Source organism: Pseudoduganella sp. RAF19 (assembly GCF_052114165.1).
In the GTDB taxonomy this organism is placed as follows: Bacteria; Pseudomonadota; Gammaproteobacteria; order Burkholderiales; family Burkholderiaceae_D; genus Rugamonas.
This window is the reverse complement of sequence record NZ_JBFREF010000002.1, coordinates 335343-362051: the sequence shown is the minus strand read 5'-3', so window position 1 is coordinate 362051 and position 26709 is coordinate 335343. Positions and strand designations below refer to the sequence as shown.

The 26709-nt window shown below is 61.3% G+C and carries 21 protein-coding genes and 1 tRNA gene; 7 read left to right on the top strand and 15 right to left on the bottom strand.

Features of this window, described 5'->3' with window-relative positions:
• Positions 1 to 7 precede the first annotated feature (7 nt).
• From clpX to AB4Z19_RS06250, 6 genes are all read right to left on the bottom strand, one after another.
• Positions 8 to 1276 carry an ATP-dependent Clp protease ATP-binding subunit ClpX gene (gene clpX, locus AB4Z19_RS06275; protein ID WP_442028160.1) on the bottom strand — a complete coding sequence of 423 codons (1269 nt, stop codon included), beginning with the start codon at positions 1274 to 1276 and terminating at the stop codon, positions 8 to 10.
• A 136-nt stretch (positions 1277 to 1412) separates the two neighbouring features.
• Positions 1413 to 2030, bottom strand: a complete 618-nt coding sequence (gene clpP, locus AB4Z19_RS06270) for an ATP-dependent Clp endopeptidase proteolytic subunit ClpP (protein WP_442028161.1) — start codon at positions 2028 to 2030, stop codon at positions 1413 to 1415.
• Positions 2031 to 2164: 134 nt separating this feature from the next.
• Positions 2165 to 3505, bottom strand: a complete 1341-nt coding sequence (tig, locus tag AB4Z19_RS06265; protein ID WP_442028162.1) for a trigger factor — start codon at positions 3503 to 3505, stop codon at positions 2165 to 2167.
• A gap of 32 nt (positions 3506 to 3537) precedes the next feature.
• Positions 3538 to 3624, bottom strand: a tRNA-Leu gene (locus tag AB4Z19_RS06260).
• A gap of 217 nt (positions 3625 to 3841) precedes the next feature.
• The gene (locus AB4Z19_RS06255) at positions 3842 to 6928 is read right to left on the bottom strand and encodes an efflux RND transporter permease subunit (RefSeq protein ID WP_442034683.1); all 3087 of its coding nucleotides are present in this window, start codon (positions 6926 to 6928) and stop codon (positions 3842 to 3844) included.
• A complete protein-coding gene (locus AB4Z19_RS06250) occupies positions 6925 to 8001 on the bottom strand; it encodes an efflux RND transporter periplasmic adaptor subunit (RefSeq protein WP_442034681.1) in 1077 nt (358 codons plus the stop codon). The genes AB4Z19_RS06255 and AB4Z19_RS06250 overlap by 4 nt, the downstream gene beginning before the upstream one ends.
• A 145-nt stretch (positions 8002 to 8146) precedes the next feature.
• Here AB4Z19_RS06250 and hpnC point away from each other — a divergent pair, with 145 nt between their 5' ends.
• The 5 genes from hpnC (at position 8147) to AB4Z19_RS06225 (ending at position 12946) form a co-directional block, all read left to right on the top strand.
• A complete protein-coding gene (gene hpnC / locus AB4Z19_RS06245) occupies positions 8147 to 8971 on the top strand; it encodes a squalene synthase HpnC (RefSeq protein WP_442026371.1) in 825 nt (274 codons plus the stop codon).
• 33 nt (positions 8972 to 9004) lie between these two features.
• Positions 9005 to 9838 (top strand): presqualene diphosphate synthase HpnD, encoded by an 834-nt coding sequence (hpnD, locus tag AB4Z19_RS06240; protein WP_442026370.1) that lies wholly within the window; start codon positions 9005 to 9007, stop codon positions 9836 to 9838.
• Positions 9831 to 11213, top strand: a complete 1383-nt coding sequence (hpnE, locus tag AB4Z19_RS06235; RefSeq protein ID WP_442034679.1) for a hydroxysqualene dehydroxylase HpnE — start codon at positions 9831 to 9833, stop codon at positions 11211 to 11213. The genes hpnD and hpnE overlap by 8 nt, the downstream gene beginning before the upstream one ends.
• 126 nt (positions 11214 to 11339) lie before the next feature.
• Complete coding sequence (locus AB4Z19_RS06230; protein WP_442026368.1) at positions 11340 to 12134, top strand: DUF1700 domain-containing protein; 795 nt, start codon at positions 11340 to 11342, stop codon at positions 12132 to 12134.
• Positions 12131 to 12946 carry a head GIN domain-containing protein gene (locus AB4Z19_RS06225; protein ID WP_442034677.1) on the top strand — a complete coding sequence of 272 codons (816 nt, stop codon included), beginning with the start codon at positions 12131 to 12133 and terminating at the stop codon, positions 12944 to 12946. The genes AB4Z19_RS06230 and AB4Z19_RS06225 overlap by 4 nt, the downstream gene beginning before the upstream one ends.
• 50 nt (positions 12947 to 12996) lie before the next feature.
• Here AB4Z19_RS06225 and AB4Z19_RS06220 read toward each other — a convergent pair whose 3' ends face one another.
• Entirely contained in the window at positions 12997 to 14208 is a 1212-nt protein-coding gene (locus tag AB4Z19_RS06220) for a TIGR03862 family flavoprotein (RefSeq protein WP_442026366.1), read from the bottom strand.
• A gap of 46 nt (positions 14209 to 14254) precedes the next feature.
• Between AB4Z19_RS06220 and AB4Z19_RS06215 the strand changes: the two genes are divergently transcribed.
• Positions 14255 to 14491, top strand: coding sequence for a hypothetical protein (locus AB4Z19_RS06215; RefSeq protein WP_442026365.1), 237 nt, complete (start codon positions 14255 to 14257; stop codon positions 14489 to 14491).
• Between the two features lie 6 nt (positions 14492 to 14497).
• Here the strand turns inward: AB4Z19_RS06215 and moaD are convergent, their stop codons facing one another.
• The 6 genes from moaD to kbl all read right to left on the bottom strand — a co-directional run bounded on the left by moaD (position 14498) and on the right by kbl (position 21198).
• Positions 14498 to 14755 (bottom strand): molybdopterin converting factor subunit 1, encoded by a 258-nt coding sequence (gene moaD, locus AB4Z19_RS06210; protein WP_442026364.1) that lies wholly within the window; start codon positions 14753 to 14755, stop codon positions 14498 to 14500.
• Between the two features lies 1 nt (position 14756).
• Positions 14757 to 15977, bottom strand: coding sequence for a molybdopterin molybdotransferase MoeA (locus AB4Z19_RS06205; RefSeq protein ID WP_442034675.1), 1221 nt, complete (start codon positions 15975 to 15977; stop codon positions 14757 to 14759).
• A 3-nt stretch (positions 15978 to 15980) separates the two neighbouring features.
• Positions 15981 to 17456 carry a threonine synthase gene (gene thrC, locus AB4Z19_RS06200; protein ID WP_442026932.1) on the bottom strand — a complete coding sequence of 492 codons (1476 nt, stop codon included), beginning with the start codon at positions 17454 to 17456 and terminating at the stop codon, positions 15981 to 15983.
• A 121-nt stretch (positions 17457 to 17577) separates the two neighbouring features.
• The gene (locus tag AB4Z19_RS06195) at positions 17578 to 18957 is read right to left on the bottom strand and encodes an L-serine ammonia-lyase (protein ID WP_442026934.1); all 1380 of its coding nucleotides are present in this window, start codon (positions 18955 to 18957) and stop codon (positions 17578 to 17580) included.
• A gap of 54 nt (positions 18958 to 19011) precedes the next feature.
• The gene (locus AB4Z19_RS06190; RefSeq protein ID WP_442026935.1) at positions 19012 to 19974 is read right to left on the bottom strand and encodes an NAD-dependent epimerase/dehydratase family protein; all 963 of its coding nucleotides are present in this window, start codon (positions 19972 to 19974) and stop codon (positions 19012 to 19014) included.
• 21 nt (positions 19975 to 19995) lie between these two features.
• The gene (gene kbl / locus AB4Z19_RS06185; protein WP_442026936.1) at positions 19996 to 21198 is read right to left on the bottom strand and encodes a glycine C-acetyltransferase; all 1203 of its coding nucleotides are present in this window, start codon (positions 21196 to 21198) and stop codon (positions 19996 to 19998) included.
• 137 nt (positions 21199 to 21335) lie between these two features.
• On the opposite strand from kbl, the gene AB4Z19_RS06180 reads away from it, so the two are divergent.
• The gene (locus AB4Z19_RS06180; protein WP_442026938.1) at positions 21336 to 21911 is read left to right on the top strand and encodes a helix-turn-helix domain-containing protein; all 576 of its coding nucleotides are present in this window, start codon (positions 21336 to 21338) and stop codon (positions 21909 to 21911) included.
• A 60-nt stretch (positions 21912 to 21971) separates the two neighbouring features.
• On the opposite strand, the gene AB4Z19_RS06175 is transcribed toward AB4Z19_RS06180, so the two are convergent.
• Positions 21972 to 24440: a zinc-dependent metalloprotease gene (locus AB4Z19_RS06175; RefSeq protein WP_442034673.1), complete on the bottom strand. Its 2469-nt coding sequence runs from the start codon at positions 24438 to 24440 to the stop codon at positions 21972 to 21974.
• A complete protein-coding gene (locus AB4Z19_RS06170) occupies positions 24440 to 26674 on the bottom strand; it encodes a prolyl oligopeptidase family serine peptidase (protein WP_442034671.1) in 2235 nt (744 codons plus the stop codon). The genes AB4Z19_RS06175 and AB4Z19_RS06170 overlap by 1 nt, the downstream gene beginning before the upstream one ends.
• Positions 26675 to 26709: the final 35 nt, after the last annotated feature.

Genomic DNA, 26709 nt, shown 5'->3' with positions numbered 1-26709 from the left:
ACCCTTTTTAGTTTTCCCCCGACGCCTTTGGGGTTTCCTGATAAATCAAAAGAGGTTTTGCGCCACTGGTGATCGTATTTTCATCAATGACGACTTTTGTTACGTTTTGCTGATTCGGCAAATCAAACATTACGTCCAGCAGTGCATGTTCCAGAATCGAACGCAGACCGCGCGCGCCGGTCTTGCGCGCCAGGGCTTTCTTGGCAATGGCGTGCAGTGCGGCAGGACGGATCTCCAGTTCGGAACCTTCCATTTCGAGCAGTTTGGAATACTGTTTCACCAGCGCATTCTTTGGCTCGATCAGGATCTGGATCAGGGCTTCTTCCGTCAGTTCCGACAGGGTCGCCACCACCGGCAGACGGCCTACCAGTTCAGGGATCAGGCCGAACTTGATCAGGTCTTCCGGTTCCGCTTCCATCAGGATTTCGCTGTTGGCGCGCTGTTCCTTGCTCTTCACCACGGCCGAGAAGCCGATGCCGGATTTTTCGGACCGGTTCGAAATGATCTTCGCCAGGCCGTCAAATGCGCCGCCGCAAATGAACATGATGTTGGTGGTGTCGATCTGCACGAAGTCCTGGTTCGGGTGCTTGCGGCCGCCCTGCGGAGGCACGGAAGCCATGGTGCCTTCGATCAGTTTCAGCAGTGCCTGCTGCACGCCCTCGCCCGACACGTCGCGGGTAATCGACGGGTTGTCGGACTTGCGGGAAATCTTGTCGATCTCGTCGATGTACACGATACCGCGCTGAGCTTTTTCTACATCATAGTTGCAGCTCTGCAACAGTTTTTGAATGATATTCTCGACGTCCTCACCCACGTAGCCAGCCTCGGTCAGCGTGGTCGCGTCAGCGATCACGAATGGCACGTTCAGCATGCGCGCCAGGGTCTGGGCCAGCAGGGTCTTGCCGGAGCCGGTGGGGCCGACCAGCAGGATATTGGACTTGGCCAGCTCGACATCGTCTTTCTTGCCGAGATGCTTCAGGCGCTTGTAGTGGTTGTACACGGCCACCGACAGGATGCGCTTGGCCGTTTCCTGGCCGATCACATACTGGTTCAGCAGGTCGGTGATTTCCTGCGGCGTTGGCAGGTCCGACTTGGCGCCCGTGACAGATTCGATGCTGGAGGTCTCATCGCGGATGATGTCATTGCACAAGTCAATGCACTCGTCGCAGATGAAGACGGATGGACCGGCGATGAGTTTCTTCACCTCGTGCTGGCTTTTGCCGCAGAACGAGCAGTACAGAAGTTTTTCGCCGCTGGAGGATTTTTTCTCTGACATGGGACTTTTCTTTAGTGTGTAGCCAAGGTTGCAATGTGCCGCGGAAAGAAGTCCTGCACACAACCACCATGCTACCCGAAATAAATGCAAAACGCCCGAACGTTGTAGCGTCCGGGCGTCTTATCTTCGGACGCTTTTAAGCCCGGCTGGTCAACACTTTGTCGATCAGGCCATATTCCGCCGCCTCTTCCGACGACATGAAGCGGTCGCGGTCGGTGTCCTTGGCAATCTGGTCGATCGTCTGGCCGGTACGCTCGGCCATGATGCTGTTCAGGCGATGGCGCAGGTACAGGATTTCCTTGGCCTGAATTTCGATGTCCGATGCCATGCCCTGCGAACCGCCCGACGGCTGGTGAATCATGATACGGGAGTTCGGCAGCGAGAAGCGCTTGCCTTTCGCGCCCGCGGCCAGCAGGAAGGCGCCCATCGAGGCGGCCATGCCGGTGCACAGGGTCGACACGTCAGGCTTGATGAACTGCATCGTGTCAAAGATCGCCAGGCCGGCGGAAACGGAACCGCCCGGGGAATTGATGTACAGCGAGATGTCCTTGTCCGGATTTTCACTTTCAAGGAACAGCAGCTGGGCAACAATCAGGTTGGCCATCTGGTCGTTGACCGGACCCACCATGAAGATCACGCGTTCCTTCAGCAGGCGCGAGTAAATGTCATACGAGCGCTCGCCGCGGCCGCTTTGTTCGATCACCATCGGCACCAGGCCGAGCATTTCCGTATCGAGTGCGGGATTACGGTTCATTCCAATTCCTTTGCTAGAACCACCATCGTGAAACAGGGGGCAGACACACATTCAGCTGCAGCGGCTCGCGTCCACTATCTCTGACTGCGTGTCTGCCCCCAGGATTAGGCCGGTGGTTTATTAAACACAAGCAATTAAGCCTGCGCTGCGCTTCCCATCAGTTCGTCGAAAGGAATTTCTTTCGAAGCGTTCTTAGACAGGCCCAGGACGTATGTAACGACGTTTTCTTCCAATACAAGAGCTTCCACCTCAGCCAGACGACGACGGTCGCTGTAGTAGTATTTCAGCACTTCGCGTGGATCTTCGTAGCTCTGCGCGAAGTCTTCGATCTGTGCCTTCACCTGCTCTGGAGTCGCTTGCAGGTTGTTGTCGCCAACCAGCTTGGACAGGATCAGACCCAGGCGCACGCGGCGCTCAGCCTTGTCCTTGAACAGCTCTGGAGGGAATGGTACATCTTTTACGTTCATGCCGCGGGCAGCCATGTCCTGGCGGGTCATTTCGGCCAGGCGCTCGGTGTCCTGAGCGATCAGGGACTGTGGCACTTCCAGCACGGCGGTCTTGACCAGGGAATCCATCACGGCTTCCTTGTTGCGTGCTTTCACGCGGCCTGCAACTTCACGCTCCAGGTTGACTTTGATGTCTTCGCGCATTTTGGCCAGGTCGCCGTCAGCCACGCCTAGGGACTTGGCGAATTCGCCGTCCACTTCAGGCAGATGCGCCCATTCCAGCTTTTTCAGGGTGATGGTGAACTCGGCGGTTTTGCCGGCCACGTCCTTGCCGTGGTAGTCCTCAGGGAATGCCAGCGGGAAGGTCTTGGACTCGCCCACTTTCAGGCCGACGGTTGCGGCTTCGAATTCCGGCAGCATGCGGCCTTCGCCCAGCACGAAAGCGTAGTCTTCCGCTTTACCGCCAGGGAATTCCACGCCGTCGATGGAGCCGACGAAGTCCACGGTCACGCGGTCGCCGTTAGCAGCGATGGCTTCGCCGCCGTCGCCGTGCTCGCCTTTTTCGCCCTTGGTGTGGAAGTGCACGCGCTGCTTGCGCAGGATGTCGATGGTCTTGTCGATTTCGGTATCGGTCACGGACGACTTCACGGTCTCGATCTCAACCTTGGTCAGGTCGCCGATTTCCACTTCCGGATAGATCTCGAAGGTGGCGTCGAAAGCCAACTGGCCTTCCGGTGCGTCCTGCTTCGGTTCGATGCGTGGGAAACCAGCAACACGCAGTTCGTTGGCGTTGGCGGCATCGTTGAAAGCGCGGCCGACTTTGTCGTTCAGCACTTCGCTTTCGATCTGGTAGCCGTATTGTGCAGCAACCATTTTCATTGGCACTTTGCCTGGACGGAAGCCAGGTGCGCGAGCGCTACGGGCTTGTACTTTCAGGCGCTTTTCCACTTCGGAACGAACATCCGACAGCGGGAAGGAAATCGTCATGCGGCGTTCAAGTTTGCCCAGGGTTTCGACTGCAGTAGCCATGTAAAAATCGTCCAAAAAAATATATGTACTTATGGTGCGAGGAGGGGGACTCGAACCCCCACACCATTGCTGGCGTCAGGACCTAAACCTGGTGCGTCTACCAATTTCGCCATCCTCGCGGCACTTTTGCACAAAAGCAAAGGGCGACCCTTTAAGTGAAAACAGGTCGCCCAGGGCTTTCAACTTCGACCCGGCATTTTACAACTTTTTTCAGAGTGTGGAAGGGTTTTTTAGCTTCCACACAACATTAAGAACCCTCGGCTTGAACCTGACGGCGGCACAACCGGAACCCGAGGCAGAGACCTGGTGGCTGCCACGTCGTGGCAGCCACCCGTTTTATGCCTTGGGTTTTGGCACCCGGAACCACGCCGCGTAGAGTGCCGGAAGGAATAGCAAAGTCAAAGCAGTCGCCAGAATCAGCCCGCCCATGATCGCCACCGCCATCGGCCCCCAGAATACGGAGCGCGACAAGGGAATCATGGCCAGCGCCGCCGCAGCCGCGGTCAGGCAGATCGGACGGCAGCGGCGCACGGCCGACTCCACGATCGCATTCCAGGCCGGCACGCCCAACTTGATATCCTGCTCGATCTGGTCCACCAGGATCACCGAGTTCCGGATAATCATACCGAACAGCGCGATGATGCCCAGGTTCGCCACAAAGCCGAGCGGACGGTGCATGATCAGCAGCGCCATCGCCGCCCCCGCCACGCCCAGAGGACCGGTCAGGAACACCATCACCGAACGCGAGAAGCTATGCAATTGCAGCATCAGCAGCGTGAAGATGATGAAGATCGCCAGCGGCAGATTGGCCGAAATCGACTCTTCCGCTGCGCTGGAATCCGAGGAAGCGCCCTTCACCGTGATCGCGTAGCCGGCCGGCAGCTTCTTGCGCAGCGCATCCAGTTTCGGATTGATCTGATCCGAAACGGTCGGACCCTGGATGCCTTCCGCCACGTCGGCCTGCACCGTGATCGCCCATTCGCGGCCCAGGCGCCACACCACGCCCGGCTCCCACACGAACTGCACGCGGGCCAGCTGCGAGATCGGCACCGACTTGCCGCTGGCGGTTGGAATATAGGTGTCGTTCAGCACCGCAATCGTGCTGCGCTCTTCCAGCGGCTGGCGCACCTGGATATCGATCAGACGGATGCCTTCGCGGAACTGGCCGATCGGCGTGCCGGACAGGATCGTGTTCGCCGCCCGCATCACGGTCTGCGACGTCACACCCAAAGCGCGCATCTTGTCCTGATCCAGATCCAGGCGCAGCACCTTGATGTACTCGTTCCAGTTATCGTTCACGCCCAGCGTATTCGGATTGGCGCGCATGACATCCTTCACCTGGTCGGCGATCGAACGCACGGTCGCCACGTCGGCGCCGGTCACGCGGAACTGCACCGGATACGGCACCGGCGGCCCATTCGGCAGCAGCTGGACGCGGCCGCGCACCTCCGGGAAGTCAGTCTTGAAGATGTCCGTGATCTTCTTGCGCAGCTCCTCGCGCGAATGCAGGTCTTTCGCCAGCACCACCATCTGCGACACATTGGTCTGCGGGAAAATCTGGTTCAGCGGCAGGTAGAAGCGCGGGCTGCCGGTGCCGACATAACTGGTCACGCTCGCAACGCCCTCCTGTTTCGCCATGAAGGCCTCGAACTTCTTCACCTGCTTTTCGTTCTGTTCGAAGGAGGAACCTTCCGGCAGCCACATCTCCACCATCAGCTCTGGACGGCTGGAATCCGGGAAGAACTGCTTCTCGATGAACTTGAAGCCGAACACGCCAAGGAAGAACACCAGCAGCGTCGCGCCAATCGTCGTCCAGCGGTACTCCACGCACCAGTTCACGATACGGCGGAATTTCGCATAGCCCGGCGTATCGAACAGATCATGTCCGTGTTCGCCCGGCGCGTGCGGCTTCACTTTCAGCAGCACATAACCGATGTAAGGGGTGAACACCACGGCCACCACCCACGAGGTCACCAGTGCAATCGCATTCACCGAGAACAGCGAGAAGGTGTACTCGCCCGCTGCCGATGCGGCCAGGCCGATCGGCACGAAGCCAGCCACCGTAATCAGCGTACCGGTCAGCATCGGCATCGCGGTCGAGGTGTAGGCAAAGGTGGCCGCATCGAAGCGCGAGTGGCCCTCCTCCATCTTCCGCACCATCATTTCCACGGCAATGATGGCGTCGTCCACCAGCAGACCTAGCGCGATAATCAGAGCGCCCAGCGAAATTTTGTGCAGGTCGATGTCGAAAATGCGCATGAATAGGAAGGTCACAGCCAGCACCAGCGGAATGGTCAGTGCCACCACCAGTCCCGGACGGGCATCGATACGCAGCTTGGGCTTGGTGTGCACGCCCAGCGAAACGAAGCTCACCGCCAGCACGATCACCACCGCCTCAATCAGCGTGTGCAGGAATTCGCCCACGGACGCAGTCACGGCGGCAGGCTGGTTGGCCACGCGGTCCAGCTCAATACCGACCGGCAGCTTGCCCTTCATTTCGGTGACGGTCTTTTCCAGATCCTTACCCAGCTCGATGATATTACCGCCCTTCTCCATCGAGATGCCCAGGCCGATCACTTCTTTGCCGTTGAAGCGCATTTTGTCGCGCGGCGGGTCCTGGTAGCCGCGCCTGATGGTCGCGAAGTCGCCGAGACGGAAGGTCGTCCCGTTGGCGCGCAGCTCCAGTTCTTCCAGGTCCTTGACGGTCTTCAGCGCCCCGGATACGCGCACCTCCAGATTGTCGGTTGGCGTGACGACCACACCGGTCGCCTCCACCACGTTCTGCGTTGCGATCTGGTTGGCGATCTGTTCCACCGTCAGGCCAAGCTGGGCGAACTTCTTGTGCGAGAACTCGATATCGATCTTTTCGTCCTGCACGCCAAGCAGTTCAACCTTCGACACCTTGGGCACGTTGAGCAGCGCCTGGCGCACGAAGTCCGCATAGTCCTTCATTTCGGCATAGGTAAAGCCATCGCCGCGCAGCGCGATGATGGAGCCGAACGTATCGCCGAATTCGTCGTTGAAGGCCGGGCCGATCACACCGGGCGGCAGCGTGCCGCGGATGTCGCCGATCTTCTTGCGCACCTGATACCAGGCCTGCGACACTTCTTTCGGCGGCGCCGACTCGCGCAGGTTGACGATAATGACGGTCTGCCCCGGCTTGGAATAGCTGGTGATCTCGTGAATGTAAGGCGTTTCCTGCAGCTTCTTTTCAAGCTTGTCGGTCACCTGGTCGGCCATCTGCAGCGCGGTCGCGCCGGGCCAGAAAGCCTGCACCACCATGGCGCGGAAGGTAAACGGCGGATCTTCGTCCTGCCCCAGATTTTTGTACGACAGCATGCCGCCAATTAGCAGCACCGCAATCAGATAGCGCGTGAGCGGGATATGCTCCAGCGCCCAGCGCGAGAGGTTGAAATCCTTCATTTAACCGGCGCTCCCAGAACATTGACCTTCTGGCCCGGCTTCAGCAGATTCACGCCTGCGGTGACGATGGTCTGGCCCGGCTTGATGCCACCGCCGATCACCAGATCGTTACCTTGCACACCTGCGACGGTGACCGGCACCAGCTTCACCGCGCCATTCTCCACCACCCACACGGAGGTGGCATTCCGCTCGCGGAACAGCGCCGTCAGCGGCACTTTGATCTGGGGGATCGCGGTCTTTGACGCAAAGGCCACCACCGCCGTCATGCCCAGTTTCGCCTCGATCAAGGATTGCGGGATCGTTACTTTGAAGGCGTAGGTACGGGTGAACGGGTCGGCTACCGGCGAAATCTCGCGGATCTTGCCCGGCACCTGCTTGTCCGGATCGGCCCACAGGCGCACTTGCACGTCCTGGGTCTTGCGCAAGGTGTCGACCTTATCTTCCGGTACGCCGAACACGATTTCCTTTTCGTCCGACTTCGCCACGCGCACTACTGGCGTGCCGGGTGCGACCACCTGCCCTACTTCCGCATCCACGGCGGTGACTACGCCGTCGATGTCCGAAGTCAGGCTCGCGTAGCCGGCCTGGTTGGACTGGCCGCGGTAGGCTGCCAGCGCCGAATCCACCTGCGCCTGCGCCGACTTGGCGGTCGACAGCTTGGAATCGAGCACGGTCTGGCTCACAAAATTCTTCTCGCGCAGTTCCTGGTAGCGCTTCAGCTCCGCCGCCGCCAGATCGCGGTTGGTTTCAGCGGCGCGCAGCGCGGCCATGGCCTGCGCCTGCGACAGCTTCAAGTCCTGCGGGTCCAGCTCCATCAGCACCTGGCCGTGGTGCACCACATTGCCCACATCGACCTTACGCGATACGATCTTGCCGCCGACGCGGAAGCCGAGGCGGGATTCGACGCGCGGGCGCACTTCACCGGAAAATTCGGCGTTGACGTCAATATCGCTGCTCTGAACGGTCATGACGCGGACCGGGCGGATCTCCTCAGTCTTCTCGGCGGGCTTGGAACAGGCGGCCAGCAACAGGGTCGCGGCCAGGGCCATTGGAAGATTTTTTGCGACAAACACGATGTATTTCCTTCACGGGATGTCAGATTGCCATTATTATTTTCGTTCCGGGAAGTAAATGACTTTCCGGTTAGGTAAAAATTATAGTTGGGTCAACCAGTTTTGAAAATGACTTTCGCGTCATTTATATTAGAATCCGTCCTCTATGCCCGTTGACCATTACGAGAACTTCCCTGTTGCTTCGGTTTTGCTGCCGCGCCGCCTGGTTCCTGCCGTCGAAGCGATTTACGCTTTCGCCCGCAGCGCCGACGACCTGGCCGATGAAGGCGACGCCACGCCGGAACAGCGCCTGACCGCGCTAACGGCCTATGAAGAATCCCTCGCCCGCATCGAGCGTGGCGAAGATGGCCTGGACCCGATGTTCACGCGCCTGGCCGCCACCATCGCCAAGTACGCGCTGCCGATGCGGCCCTTCTACGATCTGCTGTCTGCCTTCAAGCAGGATGTGGAAGTCACCCGCTACGCCAGTTATGAGGCCCTGCTCGATTACTGCGCCCGCTCCGCCAATCCGGTGGGCTTGCTGATGCTACACCTGTATGGCCAGGCCGACGAAGAGAATGTGCGCGATTCCGACGCCATCTGCTCCGCCCTCCAGATCATCAACTTCCTGCAGGACGTGGCGATCGACGAGCAAAAAGAGCGCATCTACATTCCGATGGAGGACCTGAACCGCTTCGCCATCCTGCCCGCCCACATGAACCGCGCCGACAACGTCGCCAAATGGCGCGCCATGATGAAATTTGAAGTCGAACGCGCACGTGCCTTAATGCTCAGCGGTGCGCCACTGGCTCTGCGCCTGAAAGGCCGCATCGGCCTGGAACTGCGCCTGGTAGTACAGGGCGGCCTGCGCATTCTGGAGGCGATCGAGGAGAACGAATACGACGTTTTCCGCCGCCGTCCCAAACTCGAAAAACGGGACTGGATCAAAGTTTTATGGCGTGGGCTTCGGATGAAGCGATCTTCCCTATAGAATAGCGGCTTTGACATCCTTGCCTGAGTGACCATGTCCCCAGACGAATACTGCCAGCAGAAAGCCGCAGCCAGCGGTTCCAGTTTTTATTACAGCTTCCTGTTCCTGCCGCCGGAACGCCGGAAAGCGATCACGGCGCTGTACGCGTTCTGCCGCGAAGTGGACGACACGGTCGATGAATGCACCGACGAATCCCTGGCCCGCATCAAGCTGGCCTGGTGGCGCAACGAAATCGCGCAAATGTACGAGGGCAAGCAAAGCCACCCCGTCACACTTGCGCTGCAGCCGCATCTGAAGAACTACGACCTGAAACAGGAACATATGCAGGCCATCATCGATGGCATGGAGATGGACCTGAATCAGACCCGCTATCTGGACTACGCCGGCCTGGCCAAATACTGCTGGCACGTAGCCAGCGTGGTGGGCATTCTTTCTGCCAGCATCTTTGGCGTGACGCGTCCGGAAACCTTGCAGTACGCGGAAAAACTGGGCCTGGCTTTCCAGCTCACGAACATCATCCGCGACGTGGGCGAAGATGCGCGCAAAGGCCGCATCTACCTGCCGATCAACGAACTGCAGCAGTTCAACGTGACCGCAGCCGATCTGCTGAATGCCCGCGAAACCGAGAACTTCCAGAAGCTGATGGCCTTCCAGGCCGATCGCGCGCAAAAGGCTTACGACGAAGCGTTTGCCCTGCTGCCAAAAGAAGACCGCCGCGCACAACGTCCGGGCCTGATCATGTCCGCCATCTACCGCACGCTCCTGAACGAAATCCAGGAAGACGGCTATCACGTGCTGAAGCAGCGCATCTCGCTGACGCCGATCCGCAAACTGTGGCTGGCCTGGAAGACCTGGGTCCGTGGCTAAGCATGTAGCCGTCGTTGGCGGCGGCTGGGCCGGTTTCACCGCTGCGGTGGAACTGTCGCAGGCCGGCCATCAGGTCACCGTGTTCGAAGCCGCCCGCACGCTCGGCGGCCGCGCGCGCCGCATCTCCACCGATCGGCGCGACCTCGATAACGGCCAGCACATCATGCTGGGAGCTTACGCCGAAACGCTGCGCATGATGCGCTGCGTCGGCGTGGACCTCAACACCGCCGTGCTCACGCTGCCGCTGCAAATGCGCTACGTGCCCGGCAATGGCGGTATGGACTTCGTCGCGCCACGCCTGCCCGCGCCGCTGCACGTGGGCCTGGCCTTGCTGCGCGCAAAAGGCCTGAACCGCCAGGATAAATTGAGCCTCGCTCGCTTTTCGACCACCGCACGCTGGATGGGCTGGAAGCTCACCACCGATTGCAGTGTGGCTGAATTGATGGAGCGCTTCGATCAGACCGCGCGCCTGATCCAGCTGATGTGGCGTCCGCTCTGCCTGGCGGCGCTGAACACGCCGCCGGAACGCGCCTCCGCCAACGTTTTCCTCGCCGTGCTGCGCGACAGCCTTGGTGCCAGGCGCGCCGCGTCGGACATGCTGATTCCGCGCGCCGACCTGTCCGCCCTGTTCCCCGATGCCGCCGCCAAATGGCTGCAGGAACGGGGCTGCACCGTGCGTATGGGCGCCAAGGTCGCCGGCGTACTGCGCGCCAACGGCGCCGACAGCGCGGGCAATGCCGAAGCCCAGGGCCGCGCATGGCGCGTGGACGCCAACGGTTCCGCCGTCGGCGGCAACTGGACTTCCTATTACGATGCCGTGGTGCTGGCCGGTTCGCCCGCTGCCACGGCCGTCCTGCTGCACCAGCATGCCGAAACGGCAAGCCTGGCCGAACAACTCACGGCCTTCGAGCCGGAACCGATCACCACCTGCTACCTGCAATACGGCCCGGAGATCGGCCTCGATCTGCCTTTCTTCGCCCTGATTGACGATCCTACAACGCATCGCTGGGGCCAGTTCGTGTTCGACCGTGGCCAACTGGACGCCACGCAGAAAGGCCTGCTGGCCGTGGTCATCAGCGCCTCCAGTTCGGCAGCCGGTGAAGGCCACGATTTGCTGGCCGAGGCAGTCGCGGTCCAGCTGGCGGAAGTGTTCCAGCGCCCGGAACTGGGCCGCCCGGAATGGTTCAAAGTGATCACCGAAAAGCGCGCAACCTATGCCTGCACGCCGGATCTGGCCCGTCCTGACAACGCCACCGCGCTGGAAGGCCTGGTTTTGGCGGGCGATTACACGGCGGGCGAGTACCCGGCGACCATCGAAATGGCCGTCCGCAGCGGCATGTCGGCAGCCCAATCCCTGCAAACGGTACTGCGCTGATGCTCCGGCTGTCCCTGAATACGGTCGCCTGCTCCGCCAAAACTGCAGCCTGTCGCATACCGGTCGCAGCTCGCGCTACAAATCCGTACATTTGCACAATGGAGTCATGGAACGTTGGAGTTGTTAATGGGCAAGTACGAATACCTTGAAGCATTGAAGAAAGCCATGGCAGGCCTGCCGCCGGAAACGGTCGCGCGCACCCTGGCCTTCTACGAACAGCGCTTCATCGATGGCCTGGCCGCGGGCCGCACCGAGCAGGAAATCGCTGCGGATCTGGATGAACCGCGCAAAATCGCCATGACCCTGCGGGCCAACGTCCACCTCAACGCATTCGAGCAGAAACGCAGTCCGGTCAATGCTGCGCGCATGCTGGTGTCCCTTATCGGTCTGGCCATCTTCAATCTGTTCATGGTCATTCCGGCAATGGTGTACGCCGCCCTGTTGATGGCTGTCTACGCCAGCGCCTTTGCTTTCTATGTCGGCGGCATTGCCATCACGGCAAGCGGCCTGGCCGGCGCCAATGAGCTGGTGCTGAGCGGCCCCTTCCAGCATCTCGTCACCTACGACGACGACGGCAGCAGCGATCCTGATGTGCGCATGCAGACCAAGGTGTCCATCGGCAGTACCGGCATCCAAGTGTTCCAGGAACCGTCGCCAAGCTTGAAAGCGCAGCTGGAGGGCGAAACCAGTAACTCCGAGCGCCTGCTGGACAGCGCCGAAGCCGTGGCCGACAGCGGCGTACGCATCTCGACCGACCTGGATAGCGCCTCCCGCACCACCCAGACCGCCATCGGTGCGGGCATTGTCCTGATGGGCATCATGCTCAGCCTCCTGAGCATCGTCATTACCAAATTCACGATCGTCGGCATCAAGCGCTATGTGCAGATGAACTTCGCGCTGCTGAAAGGAGATCGCAAATGAGCATTCGATCCCTCGTTAAAGTCGCCATCAGCATGCTGCTGCTGGCCGTCGTGCTGACGGGCGTTTCCTACGGCGCCCTGCGCGCCAACGGCATCGCCAATCCGACCAGCGCGGCAGGCCGCGCGCCGCGCACCGAAATCCGCGAAATCGGCGCCGGCATCACCATGGTGGAGCTGGTTGGCCCCATCGATCTGACGTTGAAGCAAGGCGATGTGCCGTCGCTGAAGGTGCGCGGCGAACAGCGGCTGCTGGGCAATATCGATACCACGCAGGACGGCAGCACCCTGCGCATCGGCACCAAAGGCATGCTGTTCCATCATCGCCGCCCGATTCAGGTTGAGCTGATTTTGCCTTCGCTGCAGGAACTGGTGGTGAATGGCAGTGGCGAGAGCACTGTGAATGGCTTCAATGGCGAGAAACTGGCCCTGCAATTGCAGGGCTCCGGCAACCTGACCTTCAATGGCCGCTATCGCGAAGTCGATGCGGGCGTGCACGGCAGCGGTGATCTGAATCTGAATACCGGCACCAGCGAGAAAGTGGCGCTGGAAATGGTGGGCTCCGGCGCGATTACGTCGAGCGGCAGCTGCAAGGAATTGAGCGCTGAACTGACCGGCTCAGGCGATCTGGATGCACAGCACATGGCGTCCGACGCCGTGACCGTCAAGCTGGACGGCTCCGGCACCACCAACGTCTTCGCCCGCCAGAGCGCAGATGTGACGGTGCGCGGCAGCGGGGATATCAGGGTGTATGGCAATCCCGGTGATCGAAACGTGAGCCGCTCGGGCTCAGGCAGCGTGACGTGGGAGCGCTGAACACCCGAGGCAGAAACCAGGTGGCAGCCACGAGGTGGCTGCCACCAGCTTCACGCCCTTGGTTCTGATAACCACCGCGCCGCATCGTGCGCAGCGGCCAGGCCGCTGGCAAAGCAGGCAGTGAGCAGATATCCGCCCGTCGGCGCTTCCCAGTCCACCATCTCCCCCGCAACGAACACCCCCGGCACCGCGCGCAGCATGGTGCCGTCGAGTGCCTCAAACTTCACCCCGCCCGCGCTGCTGATCGCTTCATCGACCGGACGCGGCGCCTGCAAGCGCACGGGCAGCGCCTTCAGCGTACGTGCCACGCAGTCGACATCATGGAATTCATCCTTACTGAGCACCTCATGCAGCAGCCCTGTCTTCACGCCCTTGATATGCAGGCGGCTCTGCAAATGGCTCGACATCGAGCGCGAACCGCGCGGATGGCTCAGCTCATCCAGCACGCGCTGCGGCGGCAGGTCCGGCAGCAGATCCAGCTCGATCACGGCACTGCCCTCGGCCGTGATGCGATCACGCAGCCCCGCCGACAGCGCATAAATCAAACTGCCCTCGACACCCGTCGCGGTCACCACGAACTGCCCCTTCTTGCCACCGATAGCAACGGTAGTCAGCGGCTGCCCCGCATATTTGGAAGCGAAATGTTCRCTCCAGCCCACATCGAAGCCGCAATTCGCTGCCTGCAGCGGCGCCACCTCGACGCCGCGCTCGGCCAGCACCGGCGCCCACGCGCCATCGGAGCCCAGCCGCGCCCAACTCGCGCCACCCAGAGCCAGCACGGTGGCATCGGCGCGCACAGCGATCTCGCCCTGCGGCGACTCAAAGCGCAACGCGCCGTCGTCCGCCCAGCCAATCCAGCGATGGCGCTGATGGAAGTGGACGCCGCTTTCGCGCAGCTTGTGCAGCCAGGCGCGCAGCATTGGCGCCGCCTTCATCTCGGTCGGGAACACACGGCCGGACGTGCCGACAAAAGTATCGATGCCCAGGCTATGCACCCAATCGCGCACCTGCTGCGGCCCGAACGCATCCAGCATCGGACGCAGCTCACCCGCTCGAGCGCCGTAGCGCGTCACGAAGCGCTCGTAATCCTCGGCATGCGTGATGTTCATGCCGCCGCGTCCCGCCAGCAGGAACTTGCGGCCGACGGACGGCATGGCGTCGTACACGTCCACGCGCAGACCGGCCGCAGCCAGCTCCTGTGCCGCCATCAGGCCCGCAGGCCCGCCGCCGATCACGGCCACCGATTGTTGATTTCTGCTCATAAGGGGAAGCATTGTATACTGGCCCCACCACAATGAGGAGGCTTCGATGGGCGCTGCATTCTGGATCAAACGCTATCTGATGGCCGCTGCGCCGCTGTTCGGCATTCTCGCGCTGGTCGAATATGCCAAAGAGTCGGCAACCGCCGCGGATTACCTCAGTGCCGCCGCCTGGGCCGCCAGTGCGGCAGCCATCTTCGTTGGCGCGGCTTACCGCCGCTTTAAAAAGGCCATGAGCTGCTCGGCCTGTGAGGATATTTCAAAGCGCCGGACGGCGGATCAATGATCCGCCCTACCCGCCCGTTACCGGCGGGAAGAACGCCACTTCGGCGCCGCTGGCGATAGCAGTCTCCGGGCCGCACATGGCCTGGTTGCAGGCCATGCGCAGCGCACGGCCTTCGGCCAGCGCTTCCGCCCACGGCGCGCCGCGCTGGATCAGCCAGGCGCGTACGCCGCCAACCGTATTCACGCCTTCCGGCAGCGACACGCGCTCACTCGGCTGGCCAATGGCTTCCCGCACACTGGCGAAGTATTTCAGGGTGATGTCCATCTCAGTGCAGCAGTTCGGCAAATGGAATAAAGCGTACGACGTCGCCGGCCTGGATGGCCTGGGCCGGCGGATTGTCGATCAGGCCATCGCCCCACACGGTTGACGTCAACACGCCGGAGCTCTGGTTCGGGAACAGATCCAGTCCGCCGTTCTCATTGATTTTCACGCGCAGGAATTCGTTGCGGCGGTCCGGCTTAGCCCAGCTGAAGTCGGCACGCATGGCAAAGCTGCGCGGCGCCAGAGTTTCGGATACGCCCTGCAGTTTCAGGATAAACGGCCGCACGAACAGCAGGAAGGTAATGAAGCTCGACACCGGATTGCCCGGCAGGCCGAGGAAGAATGCGTTCTGTACTTCGCCGAAGGCCAGCGGCTTGCCCGGCTTGACGGCGATCTGCCACATATTCAGCTTGCCTTCCGCTTCCACGGCAGGCTTGATGTGATCTTCCTCGCCGACGGAGACGCCGCCGGAGGTGATGATCAGGTCATTACCATCGGCAGCCTTGCGCAGAACAGCGCGGGTAGCGTCCAGCGAATCCGGCACGATGCCGAAATCGCTGATTTCGCAGCCCATGTTTTCCAGCAGCGCACGCAGCGTGAAACGGTTGGAATTGTAGATGGCGCCCGGCGGCAAAGGCTCGCCCGGCATCGCCAGCTCGTCGCCGGTGAAGAACACCGCCACGCGCAGCTTGCGCTTCACGGGCAGTTCGGCCAGGCCCACCGAAGCAGCCAGACCCATTTCAGCGCTGCCCATGCGCGTGCCCGCAGGCAGGATCACGCTGCCATTGGTAATGTCTTCGCCGGCCCGGCGAATCCATTCACCGGACTTTGGCGTGTGGCGGATCGTCACCACATTGCCATTCAGCTCGCACTGCTCCTGCATGACCACCGCGTCGGCGCCTTCAGGAATCAGGGCGCCGGTAAAGATGCGGGCTGCCGTGCCAGGCAGCAGCGGCTGCCCCACGTGGCCCGCCGGAATGCGTTGAGAAACCGTCAGCGAAGCGCTGCCGCCGGCGCAATCGGCCGAGCGTACGGCATACCCGTCCATCTGGGTGTTGTCGGCGCCGGGCACGTTCATGCCCGAGACTTGCGACTTCGCCAGCACGCGGCCATTGGCCGCCAGGGTGTTGACCGTCTCGATCTCGGTGACAGGACGCGCGGCAGACAGCAGGAAGTCGAGAGCTTCCTTCACTGCCAGCATGGGCTTCGCTTGGGGTTTGTTCATTGCTTACAGTCCGGTGTTTTCGGCGATATACGCCTTCATCTTTTGCACGTCCGGCGGCATGACGACGAACTTCTGCGGCAGCTTTTCGATGTCTTCGAAACCTGCAGGACGCTCGGCATCTTCGCCCAGCGCTTCCAGAATGGTTTCGTTGAACTTCGCAGCCAGCGCCGTTTCCAGCACGATCATCGGCACACCAGGCTCCATGAACCCCTTGGCGACCTTGATACCGTCGGCGGTGTGGGTGTCGATCACGATACCGTAATCGTCGGCCACGTCGCGGATGGTCTGTACGCGGTCGGCGTGGGTGGACTTGCCGGATTTGAAGCCGTACTTGGACACCAGCTTGAACTCGTCGCCATCGCTGCCGGGCTTGCCGGACAGGTCGAAGCCGCCCGCCGTTTCGACCTTATGGAACAGTTCGCGCACGCGCTTGCCGTCGCCGGCAGTCAGGTCGAAAATGAAGCGCTCGAAGTTGGACGCCTTCGAGATGTCCATCGACGGGCTGGTGGTGTGATAAGTCTCAGCCGACTTGCGCACACGGTACACGCCGGTGCGGAAGAATTCGTCCAGCACGTCGTTTTCGTTGGTTGCAACCACCAGCTTGTCGATCGGGAGGCCCATCTGGCGGGCGATATGGCCAGCGCAGATATTGCCGAAGTTACCCGAGGGGACGGTGAACGACACCTTCTGGTCATTGGCCGTGGTGGCCGCCAGGTAGCCGCGGAAGTAGTACACCACCTGCGCAACCACACGCGCCCAGTTGATCGAATTGACGGTGCCGATCTTCTGGCGGTTCTTGTATTCCAGATCGTTCGAGACTGCCTTGACCATGTCCTGGCAATCATCGAACACGCCTTCGACTGCGATGTTGAAGATGTTCGGGTCCTGCAGGGAGAACATCTGCGCGGTCTGGAAGGCGCTCATTTTCTTGTGCGGCGACAGCATGAAGACACGAATGCCCTTCTTGCCGCGCATCGCGTACTCGGCGGCGCTACCGGTATCGCCGGAAGTCGCGCCGAAGATGTTCAGTTGGGCGTCATGCTTGGCGAGCGTGTATTCGAACAGGTTGCCAAGCAGTTGCATGGCCATGTCCTTGAAGGCCAGCGTGGGGCCATTGGACAGTGCCTGCAGCACCAGTTTTTTGCCTGCGTTCTCTTCGAGTACGCGAAGCGGAGTAATGTCGGCAGATTTCTCGTCCTTGCGGGCGTTGCGGTATACGTCGGCGGTGTAGGTCTTGTGGGCCAGCGCCTTCAGGTCTGCTTCCGGGATATCGGTGGCGAACTTTTTCAGGATTTCTACGGCCAGGTCGGCGTAGGACAGCTTGCGCCAGGCGGTCAGCTCGGCGTCGCTAATCTGAGGATACTCAAACGGGAGGTACAGGCCACCATCAGGTGCCAGGCCGCCCAGAAGGATGTCGGAAAAATGCTGTGGGGATTTTGCTGCGGCCGACGCGTCGGCACGGGTAGACACGTATTGCATAAAGTAAGAAATCCGGTTGAGCAAGGTTCGACGGATTTCTATTATAGTGCCAAAAACCATAGGCGTGACCCCAGTGGCTGCCACGGCGTGGCAGCCACTTGTTTTACGCCCCGGGTTTTGGTCAGCAGGCCGGGTGATTCACCGTCACCACGTGAACGGCCAGGCCGCCCAGCGAGGTTTCCTTGTACTTGGCCTGCATGTCCGCGCCGGTCTGGCGCATGGTTTCGATGACCTCGTCCAGCGAGACAAAGTGCGTGCCGTCACCCTTCAAGGCCAGCGATGCAGCGGTAATCGCCTTCACCGCGCCCATGCCATTGCGTTCGATGCAGGGAATCTGCACCAAGCCACCGATCGGGTCGCACGTCATGCCGAGGTGATGCTCGATGCCGATTTCGGCGGCATTCTCAATCTGGGCGTTGGTGCCGCCCAGCGCAGCCACCAGGCCGGCAGCGGCCATCGCGCAGGCCACGCCCACTTCGCCCTGGCAGCCAATCTCCGCACCGGAAATGGACGCATTGCGCTTGCACAGCATGCCGATCGCCGCTGCGGTCAACAGGAAGCTGCGGACGCCGGTGACCGGATCTTGCGGCTTGCAGTCCTCTGCATAATATTTGAGCACTGCCGGAATAATGCCCGCTGCGCCGTTGGTCGGCGCCGTGACGACGCGGCCGCCGGCGGCGTTTTCTTCATTGACGGCCATCGCGTACAGGCTGACACCGTTCAGTGCATCGTGCGGCAGATGGTCGGCCTTGTCCGGCTTTTGCGCCTGGCGCCACAGGTCGGCGGCGCGGCGCTTCACGTGCAGGCCGCCAGGCAACTGGCCATTGGTTTCCAGGCCGTGCTGGATGCAGTCGCGCATCACGTTCCAGATGCGATCGATACCGGCGTCCAGCTCCTGATCACCGATGCGGGTCAGCTCATTCGCGCGCAGCATCTGCGGGATGGTCAGGCCGGTACGCTCGCCATGGGCCAGCAGATCGGCCATGGTGTCGAATGGGTACGGCAGTGCGGCGCCTGGCGCGCCATCAGTGCCTGCCTGCTCGCCTTCAGCGCGGATAAAGCCGCCGCCGATGGAGTAATACACCTTGCGCAGCGTGCTGCCGTCCGCGCGCTTCAGGGCGAAGCGCATGCCGTTCGGGTGCTCCGGCAGATTTTCGGTCTTGTGGAAGATCAGGTTGGTGGTAGCGCTGAACGGCACGGCTTTCTCGCCCAGCAGCTTCAGGGTCTTCGCCTCTTCAGCGGCCGCCAGCATGCTGTTCACCGCGTCAGGATTCACGCCCTGCGGCGTTTCGCCCATCAGGCCGAGGATCACGGCCTTGTCGGTGCCGTGGCCGACGCCGGTCAGTGCCAGGGAACCAAACAGCTCCGCTTCCACTTCAACGACATCGTCCAGCGGACTGTTCTCGACCAGGAAGCGGCGTGCCGCCACCATCGGGCCCACGGTATGCGAGCTGGAAGGCCCGATACCGATCTTGAAAAGGTCGAAAACACTCATGTCCATAAATTTGTCTCTCTTTATAATGAATAACGGCGGGCTTGTGGCCCGCCGATCGATTTACGCCGCCTTGCTGAGGCTTACGTCGATATTTGCCAACATGTCCTTCACCATCTCTTCCACGCCGATGCGGGCCTTCCAGTTCCAGTCCGCGGTAGCCTTGGAATCGTCCAGGCTTTGCGGCCAGCTGTCGGCAATGGCCTGGCGGCTGTCCGGAGTGTAGGCGATCTTAAACTCCGGCACCGCACGGGTGATTGCCGCCGCCAGCTCTTCCGGATTGAACGACACGCCCGCCACATTGTAGGACGAGCGGATCTTGATTTGTTCCGCCGGTGCTTCCATCAATTCGATGGTGGCGCGAATCGCGTCCGGCATGTAAATCATCGGCAGCGTGGTCTTCGGGCCGAGGAAGCAGTCGTAACGCTCGCCGCGCAGAGCCGAGTGGAAGATGGCGATCGCGTAATCGGTCGTGCCGCCGCCTGGAGGCGACTTGAAGCTGATGATGCCCGGGTAGCGGATCGAGCGCACATCCACGCCATACTTCAGGAAGTAGTATTCGCACAGGCGCTCGCCGGCCAGCTTGGAAATGCCGTAAATCGTGGTCGGGTCCATCACCGTCATCTGCGGCGTGTTCTGCTGCGGCGTGTTCGGGCCAAACGCCGCGATGGAAGACGGCCAGAAGATACGTACCGGCTTGCCCTGCTCGCCGCGCACGCGCGCCACTTCCAGGATATTCAGCAGGCCATCCATGTTCAGATCCCACGCCTTCAGCGGCGCTGCCTCGCCGGTGGCGGACAGCATGGCGGCCAACTGGTAAACCTGGGTGATGTTTTCGTCGGCCACCAGTTTTTCCAGTGCCGCCTTGTCCATCACGTCCAGCACCTGATAGCGGGCTGCGTTGTAAAGGTTCTTTGGACTGATATCGGTGGCGATGACATTGTCGGTACCGTGCTGCTTTGCCAGCGCTTCGACCAGTTCGCTGCCGATTTGACCGTTTGCGCCGATGACGAGGATGCGTTCCATGTTTGATTCCTGTAATTCCGATTAATTCTTGATGATGCCGAGTTCTTTGCCAGCCTGTTCGAATGCTGCCAGGACTTTGTCCAGCTGCTCGCGGGTATGGGCGGCGGACAGCTGCACGCGCACGCGCGCCTGGCCCATTGGCACCACTGGATAGAAGAAGCCCGACAGCAGCACGCCCAGTTCATACATACGTGCCGCGAATTTTTGTGCGACTGGCGCATCGAACAGCATCACCGGCACGACCGGATGAGTGCCTGGCTTGATGGTGAAGCCGATACGCTCGATCTCCTTGCGGAAGTAAGCGGTGTTTTCATGCAGGCGATCACGCAGTTCGGTCGATTCGGACAGGCGCTTCAGCACTTCCAGCGAGGCGCCGGCGATGGATGGGGCCAGGGTGTTCGAGAACAGGTAAGGACGCGATTTCTGGCGCAGCGTGTCGATCACTTCCTTGCGGCCGGAGGTGAAGCCGCCCATCGCACCACCCAGCGCCTTGCCCAGGGTGCCGGTAATGATGTCGATCTTGCCGACGACGTTGTGGTGTTCGTGGGTGCCGCGGCCGGTCTTGCCCATGAAACCGGAGGCGTGGCACTCATCGATCATCACCAGCGCGCCGTATTTCTCCGCCAGTGCAACGATCTCGTCCAGCTTGGCGATGGTGCCGTCCATGGAGAACACACCGTCGGTCACAACGATCTTGTGGCGCTTGTCGGCAGCGGCCTGCAGCTGCTTTTCTAGGTCGGCCATATCGTTGTGGGCGTAGCGGAAGCGCGCAGCCTTGCACAGGCGGATACCGTCGATGATGGAGGCGTGGTTCAGCGCATCGGAGATGATGGCGTCGTTCTCGTCGAACAGCGGCTCGAACACGCCGCCGTTGGCGTCGAAAGCGGCCGCGTACAGGATGGTGTCTTCAGTGCCCAGGAATTTGGAGATCGCCTGCTCCAGCTGCTTGTGCACGGTCTGGGTGCCGCAGATGAAACGCACGGAGGACAGGCCATAGCCGTATTTTTCAGTGGCGGCAATGGAAGCCTGCGCCACCCACTCCTGGCCCGACAGGCCCAGATAGTTATTGGCACACATATTGATCAGGGTGCGGCCGTCTTCGGCTACCACTTCAGCGCCCTGGCGGGACGCAATCACGCGCTCCGGCTTGTACAGACCCTCTTGCTGGAGCTTTTCCAGGCTCTGTTTCAGTCCGGTGTAAAACGCATTGGTCGCTTGGCTCATGATCATCCTCTGTATATATGTGTTGACCGGGTGGATTCTAAAGTTTACTCTTATTCCACTGATTCTTCAGAAATCCACTATCCTGAACACGGATTCAATATACCGAATCCTACTTTACTATATTGAACTCTGCAAGCGTGAAACCGACTGTTGCCAGTAATGCACCGCCCGAAGTGGGCGCCACCCTGCAGCGCCTGCGCCTCGCGCGCGGCCTGACCTTGGAAGATTTGTCCCGCATCGCCGGTGTGTCGAAGTCGATGCTGTCCCAGATCGAGCGTGAAAAGGCGAATCCCACCATCGCCATCACCTGGCGCCTGGCCAATGCGCTCGGCGTGGCCATCGGCGAACTGCTGTCGGATGTGGAAAGAAATGTCGAAACGATAAAAGTGGTCGATGCGCACGAAACGCCTACCCTGCCCGGCGCGCATGCAGGCTATATCCTGCGCATCCTGGGGCCGATGGAACTGGCCGGTAAATATGAGTGGTACGAACTGACGCTGGCGGCGGGCGGCGAGCTGGTGTCCCAGCCCCACGATCCCGGCACCACCGAGCACTTGACGCTTCTACACGGTTCGATGGAGCTGGAAGTCGGTAATACCAAGAAGAAGATCAAGCTTGGCTCCACCGCGCGTTATCCGGCGGACCAGCACCACGCTATCCGCAATCCCGCCAAGACCGAAGCCAAAGGGCTCCTGGTCGTCATCCACCGCTAAACCGTAACCCGAGTGGCAGGCACGATGTGCCTGCCACTCGCTTTTACCGGTTTTGGCTGATCAAATAGGCGCACCCGGCGGAATCGTCGGCAGCGCACGCAGTTTGACGCTGCGCGGATCAGCCAGATATCGCGTGATGTAGTCCGCCGCCTGCGCGCGGCTGTCCGCAGTCACGCCTTTGCCCGGATTTTTCTTCATCCAGACCGCCAGCTCGCGCAGCTGCGCACGCACCTCGGCTTCAACATTCGCGTGCAGCCCGCCGTCATCCACGACCTTGAGCAGCGTATCCAGCACCACCCAGTCCGACGCCAGCTGCACCGCCTCGCCGCCAGTCAGCGACGAAGGCACCGCATCGCGCTTCCAGGTCTTCGCCAGCGTGGCACTGAGGACCTCCTGCACACCCGGCTGCGCAGCGTCGCGTGCGTGCTGCCACGCCACGCGATTCATGCGCGTCGCATCGAACAGGAATTGCGCAGTCTGCGCGGCGCCCGTCTCCGCAGCGGACAAGGCATCAAACACGCTGTTCATGCGGGTGCCGAAATACTCCTTGCTGCGTTCGTATCCTTGCGCGGGCGGTGTCAGCATGTCCAGCACGGACTGCGGCAGCGCCAGATACTCGGCGCGCAGCGTATCAGCCATCCGCGTCAATGCGGCACGCTGCGTGGCCGCCGGCACCAGGCGCACGCCGGGCTGCGCACGGCCCGCTTTCACGTCACCGCTGGTGCTGTAATCGAACTCGCCGCCACCGATCAGGCGCGCGACAGCTTCACCCTGGTAACGCTGCAGAAGATACACCGGCACCAGACGCGCTTCGATTTCGCCGGTCTGGCGGTCATTCGGCAGCACGTCGAGCGAGAAGCTATCCAATGCTTTGCGCCGGATGGCGCCAAGCTGATCCCAGGTTTTCAGCGAGTCCGGCCCAAAGTCCCACAGCAGACCATTCGGATGCACAGATCCCGGCGAGCGCGCGTCCGCATCGCTCACGTACTGCATGCCTGCTGCATTCGCGTCGGCACGGAGCTTGGCCAGCGCAGTCTCTTCGTCGGCGTATTGGCCGTAGATGTATTTGACGATGTACTCGTCCCACGGACCGACACCGGTGCCATAAGCGTCACTTAGCTCGATGCGTCCATCGGCGCCAAGCTTCAGTACCGGATGCGGGTAGTCCATCACCGAACCATTGCCATGGCGGCTGGCGGCAAAGTTGTGCGCAAAGCCGAGCGTGTGCCCGACTTCGTGCGCCGCCAGCTGGCGCAGGCGTGCCAGCGCCATTTGTTCGGCGGCCCGCTTGCGCTCGGCCGGCGTCGATTTGCCATACGGCGCCAGCAGGCTTTCGGCGATCAGGATGTCCTGACGCACGCGCTGCGAGCCCAGCGTGACGGCGCCGCGGATGATCTGGCCGGTGCGCGGATCGGTCAGTGCGTTCCCGTAAGACCAGCCGCGCGTGGCGCGGTGCACCCAGGTGATGACGTTGTAGCGCACGTCCATCGGATCGGCGCCCTCGGGCATCAGCTCGACACGGAAGGCGTCCTTGAAGCCGGCCTTCTCGAAGGCTGCGGCCCACCAGCGGGCGCCATCCAGCAGCGCAGAGCGCACCGGTTCCGGCGCACCGCGATCAAGGTAATAGACGATAGGCTTTTTCACCGGACTGACGGCGGCCGCTGGATCGGTCTTTTCCAGCCGGTGGCGCACTTGCCAGCGCACGTCAAGGCTCGATGCCAGCGGTTGAGCGTAGTCGTAATAACCCGTATCGAAGCCACCGGATGCGGGATGGTAGCTGCGCGGCTGATAGCCCGCATCCGGCAGGTGCACCATGCTGATATGCTGGCGCAGCGTGAGGCTGGCCGGGTCGGCGGCGACCTGTTTGACGAACTCGCCCTGGCCAGGGCCAGCAAACGTCAGCAGCGCTTCCAGCTCGATGTTTTCGGGGAAGGCTTTGGCTTCCTGCGGCAGGATGGCGCTGCGCTTGCCGTCAACGCTGTATCCGCCCTGCTTCGCGTCCTGCAGGCGCTGCACGATGCCGTGCTGGTCGGCCAGCAGGAAGCTGGAGAAATCGACCAGCTGACGCTTGCCGTCGCTGGCCAGGATGTCGCCCGACCACAACACTGCGCTAGGGAAGGACTCTTCCACCGCGCGGCGCTCTTCCGCATCTTTCGAGTTGGCGATGAAGCGCGTGTTGACCTGCACCAGGAACAAGCGCTTGTCGTGCTTCTCGAAACGCACCAGTTTCATTTCGCCTGGCTGGCGGCGGTCCAGGCCGACGTCATTGCTGCCCAGCGCGTATGGCAGCGAACTGACCAGCAGGAAGGGCTGATCCAGCTGCGACACCGCCAGCAGCACCCTGCCCTTGTCGGCATCGCGCCACAGATCAATAAACCCGGGCTGCGCTTGCAGGGCCTTGGTTTGCTCGGCGAACGACGCTGGCGGCGCGTCAGCTGCATGCACGAACGGCGCGGCCAGCAGCGCGCCCACCAACGCCACGCCGTGCCACTGCGCGACGCGCGCCGGCGCGGCTGTGCGGGCGGCCATCAGTGCGCGCCCGCTGCGTTGCTCGCGCCTGCGGCGGAGGGAACGGACGGTGCCGCCGGCGCCGCGGAAGCAGGCACACTTCCGGCCATGCCGGAGGTACCCATGCCCAGCGTGCGGTACAGGAAGCCCCACTTGTCAGCCACTTCGTCGATCTGCTTGGACGTGGGCTTGCCAGCACCATGGCCAGCTTTAGTTTCGATGCGGATCAGGATCGGCGCCGGGCCGGCCTGGTCGGCCTGCGCGGTTGCGGCGAACTTGAAGCTGTGCGCCGGCACGACGCGGTCATCGTGGTCAGCGGTGGTGATCATGGTGGCCGGATAGCAGCTGCCTGGTTTCAAGTTATGCAGCGGCGAATACTTGACCAGCGCCTGGAACTCGTCCGCGTTGTCGGACGAACCGTAATCCGACGTCCACGCCCAGCCAATGGTGAACTTGTGGAAGCGCAGCATATCCATCACACCGACCGCAGGCAGCGCCGCTGCAAACAGGTCAGGACGCTGAGTCATGGTTGCGCCAACCAGCAAGCCGCCATTCGAGCCGCCGCCAATCGACAGCCTGGATGGCGACGTCACCTTGTTCGCGATCAGCCATTCCGCTGCACCGATGAAGTCATCGAACACATTCTGTTTCTGCAGCTTGGTGCCGGCCTTGTGCCATGCCTCGCCATACTCACCGCCACCGCGCAGATTCGCCATCACGTACACGCCGCCCATTTCAACCCAGGCCAGATTGGCCACGGAGAAGGAAGGCGTCAGCGAGATATTGAAACCACCATAGCCGTACAGATAAGTCGGATTGCTGCCGTCCAGCTTCAGGCCCTTCTTCGACACGATGAACAGTGGAACCCGGGTGCCGTCTTTGCTGGTGAAGAATTCCTGGCGCGTTTCATAGGCGCTCGGATCGAAGTCCACTTTCGGCTGGCGGAACACGCTGCTCTGGCCAGTCTTCATGTCATAGCGGTAGATGGTCGACGGGGTGGTGAAGCTGGCGTAAGAATAGAAAGTCTCCGTATCCGCGCGTTTGCCGCCAAAGCCACCCGCCGAGCCGATGCCCGGCAATGAAACTTCGCGCAACGGCTTGCCCTTCAGGTCAACGATCTTCACGGCGCTGTGTGCGTCGGTCAGATAATTCAGCACCAGCTCCTTGTTGACGATGCTTGCGCCAGTCAGCGTCTGCGGCGCTTCGGCCACAATTTCCTTCCAGTCAGCCGGCGCAGGCTTGCGCACGTCGACCGCGATGATGCGCGATTTCGGCGCATTCTTATCGGTGCGGAAGTAGAACACGGGACCGTCATTGTCGATGAAGTCGTAGTCCGCATCAAAGGCTTCCAGCAGGCCAACCACCTTCGCATTCTTTGCTTTCACATCCTTGTAGAAGATGCGCTTTTTAGGATCGGTGCCTTGCGAGGAGCTGATCACCAGATAGCGGCCATCGTCGGTCACGCTGGCGCCAAAGCCCCAGTCCTTCTGGTCCGGACGGTCGTACACCAGCACGTCCGCGCTCTGGTCGGTGCCCAGCTTATGGAAATACAGCTTCTGGAAGTAATTCACGCCTGCCAGCTTGGCCGCCTCGGTCGGCTCGTCATAGCGGCTGTAGTAGAAGCCGGAGCCGTCATGCGCCCAAGCCGTATTCGAGAATTTCACCCACTTGATATGGTCGGTACGATCCTGGCCGGATTCGATATCGCGCACCTTGATTTCATTCCAGTCCGAGCCGGAAGCAGCGATGCTGTAGGCGAGATATTTACCGTCCGGGCTCACGGCCAGGCCTGCCAGCGCCACGGTGCCGTCAGCAGCCAGGGCATTCGGGTCAAGCAGCATGCGCGGCGTGTCGCCCAGCGACTTCACCGTGTAGAGTACGGACTGATTCTGCAGCCCGTCGTTACGGCTGTAGAAATAGCGGCCGCCTTCCTTGAACGGCACGCTGAAGCGCTCGAAATTCCACAGCTTGGTCAGGCGCGTCTTGATCGCCTCGCGTTCGGGAATCTGCGACAGGTAAGCCTGCGTCACCTTGTTCTCGGCCTCCACCCAGGCCTTGGTGTCGGCGCTATTGGCGTCTTCCAGCCAGCGGTAAGGATCGGCGATGGTCGTGCCGTGGTAGTTGTCCTGCTGGTCGACCTTCTTGGTCAGCGGATACTGGAAGGCGGAAGCGCCACCAGGGCAATTTTGAGCGATGGCGCTGCCACCAAAGGCAGCAAGCAGGGACAGGGCGAGCGTGGCGCGGCGAATATGCATACTGTTTTAATCCTTATATGAAGGTCGTCGCAGCG

Excerpts from the sequence above, each read along its gene's own strand:
- clpX (WP_442028160.1), bottom strand. The coding sequence starts at position 1,276 with ATGTCAGAGAAAAAATCCTCCAGCGGCGAAAAACTTCTGTACTGCTCG.
- clpP (WP_442028161.1), bottom strand. The coding sequence starts at position 2,030 with ATGAACCGTAATCCCGCACTCGATACGGAAATGCTCGGCCTGGTGCCG.
- tig (WP_442028162.1), bottom strand. The coding sequence starts at position 3,505 with ATGGCTACTGCAGTCGAAACCCTGGGCAAACTTGAACGCCGCATGACG.
- AB4Z19_RS06255 (WP_442034683.1), bottom strand. The coding sequence starts at position 6,928 with ATGAAGGATTTCAACCTCTCGCGCTGGGCGCTGGAGCATATCCCGCTC.
- hpnC (WP_442026371.1), top strand. The coding sequence starts at position 8,147 with ATGCCCGTTGACCATTACGAGAACTTCCCTGTTGCTTCGGTTTTGCTG.
- hpnD (WP_442026370.1), top strand. The coding sequence starts at position 9,005 with ATGTCCCCAGACGAATACTGCCAGCAGAAAGCCGCAGCCAGCGGTTCC.
- AB4Z19_RS06230 (WP_442026368.1), top strand. The coding sequence starts at position 11,340 with ATGGGCAAGTACGAATACCTTGAAGCATTGAAGAAAGCCATGGCAGGC.
- AB4Z19_RS06225 (WP_442034677.1), top strand. The coding sequence starts at position 12,131 with ATGAGCATTCGATCCCTCGTTAAAGTCGCCATCAGCATGCTGCTGCTG.
- AB4Z19_RS06215 (WP_442026365.1), top strand. The coding sequence starts at position 14,255 with ATGGGCGCTGCATTCTGGATCAAACGCTATCTGATGGCCGCTGCGCCG.
- moaD (WP_442026364.1), bottom strand. The coding sequence starts at position 14,755 with ATGGACATCACCCTGAAATACTTCGCCAGTGTGCGGGAAGCCATTGGC.
- AB4Z19_RS06205 (WP_442034675.1), bottom strand. The coding sequence starts at position 15,977 with ATGAACAAACCCCAAGCGAAGCCCATGCTGGCAGTGAAGGAAGCTCTC.
- thrC (WP_442026932.1), bottom strand. The coding sequence starts at position 17,456 with ATGCAATACGTGTCTACCCGTGCCGACGCGTCGGCCGCAGCAAAATCC.
- AB4Z19_RS06195 (WP_442026934.1), bottom strand. The coding sequence starts at position 18,957 with ATGGACATGAGTGTTTTCGACCTTTTCAAGATCGGTATCGGGCCTTCC.
- AB4Z19_RS06190 (WP_442026935.1), bottom strand. The coding sequence starts at position 19,974 with ATGGAACGCATCCTCGTCATCGGCGCAAACGGTCAAATCGGCAGCGAA.
- kbl (WP_442026936.1), bottom strand. The coding sequence starts at position 21,198 with ATGAGCCAAGCGACCAATGCGTTTTACACCGGACTGAAACAGAGCCTG.
- AB4Z19_RS06175 (WP_442034673.1), bottom strand. The coding sequence starts at position 24,440 with ATGGCCGCCCGCACAGCCGCGCCGGCGCGCGTCGCGCAGTGGCACGGC.
- AB4Z19_RS06170 (WP_442034671.1), bottom strand. The coding sequence starts at position 26,674 with ATGCATATTCGCCGCGCCACGCTCGCCCTGTCCCTGCTTGCTGCCTTT.